Annotated in this window: 3 protein-coding genes; all 3 read left to right on the forward strand. The window is 49.9% G+C overall.

Going from position 1 to position 3,478, the window contains the following annotated elements:
• On the forward strand, positions 1–1,969 hold a 1,969-nt coding region (locus ACLBVC_RS24690; RefSeq protein ID WP_410151804.1), incomplete at its 5' end, for a DUF2345 domain-containing protein.
• Between the two features lie 19 nt (positions 1,970–1,988).
• Positions 1,989–2,741 carry a T6SS immunity protein Tli3 family protein gene (locus tag ACLBVC_RS24695; protein ID WP_410151806.1) on the forward strand — a complete coding sequence of 251 codons (753 nt, stop codon included), beginning with the start codon at positions 1,989–1,991 and terminating at the stop codon, positions 2,739–2,741.
• A 50-nt stretch (positions 2,742–2,791) separates the two neighbouring features.
• Positions 2,792–3,478 (forward strand): T6SS immunity protein Tli3 family protein (locus ACLBVC_RS24700; protein ID WP_458351919.1); only part of this gene is annotated, 687 nt, incomplete at its 3' end.

Consider the following 3,478-nt stretch of genomic DNA (forward strand, 5'->3'; position numbering starts at 1 on the left):
CGCGCGTCGTCTGGCCGACAGCGGTATCTCGTACTTCTTTGAATACGATGAAGAAAACAACTGCGACGTGATGGTGCTGGCCGACCATTCCTACGCCTGGCCTGAGAGTATTGCCATTCCGTTCCGCAACCCGGCGGGCATGTTCGACGGCGGGCTGGAATCGGTCTGGGAGATGTCGGTCAGCCGCAAATCCATTCCCAAGTCGGTGACGGTTAACGACGATTATTACCCGGCGGCGCAAAGCGATATGACCGCCACAACCGCCACTAACCCGGATTATCCGGCGCTGGTCGCCGAAGATTACCGCTGGGGCGAGTATTATCCGGAGACCGGCAAGGAATACAGCAACGAACCCGGTCAGGGCATGTGGTACGCCAGACGCCGTCAGGAGCGCTATCTCACCGAGCAAATCACGTTTGAGGGCAAATCCAACTGCATGACGCTGCGCCCCGGCATGGTCATCACCACGCCGGGCAAGGACTGGCCGGAAGCGCCGGACGGTTTGCTGATTGTTTCCACCGAGTCTCAAAACGTCGCCCGCGACACGGCGTATTTCGTCACCTTTACCGCCGTTCCGCGCAACACCCAGCATCCGTACCGCCCTGCTCTTTTGCCGTGGCCGACCGTCACCGGCACGCTGCCCGCCCGAATTTCCAGCGCCCATCCCGATGAGCCCTACGCCCACATCAACGCCGACGGTTTATACCGCGCCCAGTTTGGCTTCGACCGCGCCGAATGGCAGAAGGGTTTTGAAAGCTGCTGGCTGCGTTTAGCCAAGCCTTATTCCGGTGATACCTACGGCTTCCATATGCCGCTGCTGGATTCCACCGGCGTGGCGATTGCGTTTGAGAATGGCGACGTGGACCGGCCTTACATCGCTTACGCGCTGCATGATTCACGCCATCCGGACCATGTGGCGCTGCCGAATTACAAGCGGAACGTGATACGCACACCGGCCAATAACAAGCTGCGCCTCGACGATACGCGGGGCAAAGAGCACATCAAACTCTCGACGCCTGCCAGCGGCAAAAGCCAGCTGAACCTCGGTGCGCTGGTCGATGATAAGCGCAAAGACCGCGGACACGGCGCCGAGTTGCGCACCGATGACTGGGTGTCCGTTCGCGGCGGCAAGGGCGTGTTTATTTCTGCCGACGTGCAGGCTTCCGCCGGGGGGCAGCAGCTGGACATGCAACAGGCCAAAGCCCTGCTTTCCGGAGCACTGGTAGAAATGCAGAGCCTGTCGGCCAGCGCGCAACAGGCGCAGGCGTTAGCCGCCGACATCGACCGGCAACAGACTTTGTTACAGCAAAAACTCGACAAACTTCAGCAGGCCGTTTTGTTGCTGAGCGCACCCCAAGGCGTCGGCATTGTCAGCGGTGAAAGTATGCAAATTTACGCCGAAGACAGCCTGACGCTGACCGCCGGTCAGCAGGTGGATATCGGCGCGGCGAAGAAATTCACCGTGGCAGCCGGTGAGCAAATCAGCCTTTACAGCCGTCAGGGCACCAAAATGTTTGCCGCCAAAGGCGACATCGACGTTCAGGCGCAGGGCGGGAAATTCACCACCTGGTCAACGGACGATACGCATGTTGCCAGCGGTAAAAAAATGACCGTAACCGCGCAGGACGAACTGGTTCTGATCTGCGGCGGAGCCTATATCAAGCTGAAAGGCGGAAACGTTGAGATTGGCGGACCGGGGAAATTGCGGGTGAAAAATGGCGGCATCGTCAAACAAGACGCGGCCAGCATGCAGGGAGTGATGAAGTCGTTTGAGCCTGAAAGCTTCGATGAAAAGTTTGTTGTCAGCCATGCCCTGACGGGGCATCCCATCAGTAATATCCCTTATCGGATCACGATGCCGGATGGAAAAATCATCGAAGGCATCACCTCTGCCACCGGAGAGACTGATTTAGCGCAATCAGAAATCGTAGATGACATGGTATTAACCTTTTTGCCTGCAGGAAAGTAACAATTAAAAGGAATTTATAATGAAAGATGAAAATAAAAGTAGTGACACTCGAGATGCTCTGAAGGTAGTGAGTATTATCGCTGCTCTATTTTTTGGTCTATGGCTCCTGTGGAACGTGGTGGTTTCAATGCTCCCGACCATAGGCGGCAGTTTTGGCGCGGGTTTCCCCAGCGGTTCCGGCGGCCGGGCTATCCGGGATGTTGAAATCGACGTAGAACCTCAGGTTATTTATCGCATTGATGGCAACCGTTTCTTTACGCTTGAAAAATATATGGATTGTAACCTTGGAGGATTTGTTTATTACAACGACACCAAGAAAAAAATTAAGGTGCTTGCTGGGCCAGAAGGTTCAGACCAAGACCCCCAAGATGAAATTTCAATTTTACAACCTAATGGCCCTCTTTCTTTTTCTGGCAAGTTTATTTATGCAGCCAGTGACGATGTGATTGCTTACCTTGAGCGACATGAAAATTCCAAATATGGACTTGTAACTTACTCTATCGTATACACCGATATTAGCACCCCCTCAAAGAATGCGAAACTCGAGGTTTCACCATCAATTTACAATACGAATACCGTCACAGACGATGCTATTTATGTTCAGGTATCAAATCGAAAAGAACAATATCAAAAATACTCTATTCCTAAAATATCGGATGATCCTGAGTGGATTAGTTCCTCAGATGTCAAATTCAACAACGCATCTCAGGATGACCATTTTTATTGTGACAACACGATTAAACCGCGAAGTGTGAAATATATTTCAAACTAACAGGGACGTAACAAAAATGACAATAGTCAACAGTAAAATGGAACTTGATTATGAATGAACAAAAGAAAAGTGAAGGCACTGAACTTGGGTTGAAAATTGTCATGATCATTGCCGTGGTTATCTTTGTGACATGGGTATTGTGGAACGTTGTGGTTTCAATGCTCCCGACCATAGGCGGCAGTTTTGGCGCGGGTTTCCCCAGCGGTTCCGGTGGCCGGGCTATCCGGGATGTTGAAATCGACGTAGAACCTCAGGTTATTTATCGCATTGATGGCCACCGTTTCTTTACGCTCGAAAAATATATGGATTGTAGCAGAGGTGGATTTGTTTACTACAACGACACAAATAAAAAAATTAAGATTCTGGCTGACTATGAGGGAGCAGATAAAATACCTCAAAATGAAGTCACCATTACTCAACTTAATGGTCCTCTATCTTTTTTCGGAAAATTTATTTATGTCGCCAATGATGATGTAATTGCCTATCCTATGCGATATGAAAGTTATAAATACGGATTTATGAATTACTCTATAGTATATAAAGGCATCAATAACCCTTCAAAAAATGCAGAGTTTGAAGTTTCAGCATCAGAATATCGCACAAACATTGTTGCGGATGATGCTATTTATGTTCAAGTGTCAAATAGAAAAGAAATATATCAAAAATACTCTATCCATAAAAAACCGGATGACCCTGAGTGGATTAGTTCCTCAGGTGTTAAATTCAACAACGCATCT

Source organism: Rahnella selenatireducens, assembly GCF_046449555.1.
In the GTDB taxonomy this organism is placed as follows: Bacteria; Pseudomonadota; Gammaproteobacteria; order Enterobacterales; family Enterobacteriaceae; genus Rahnella; species Rahnella selenatireducens.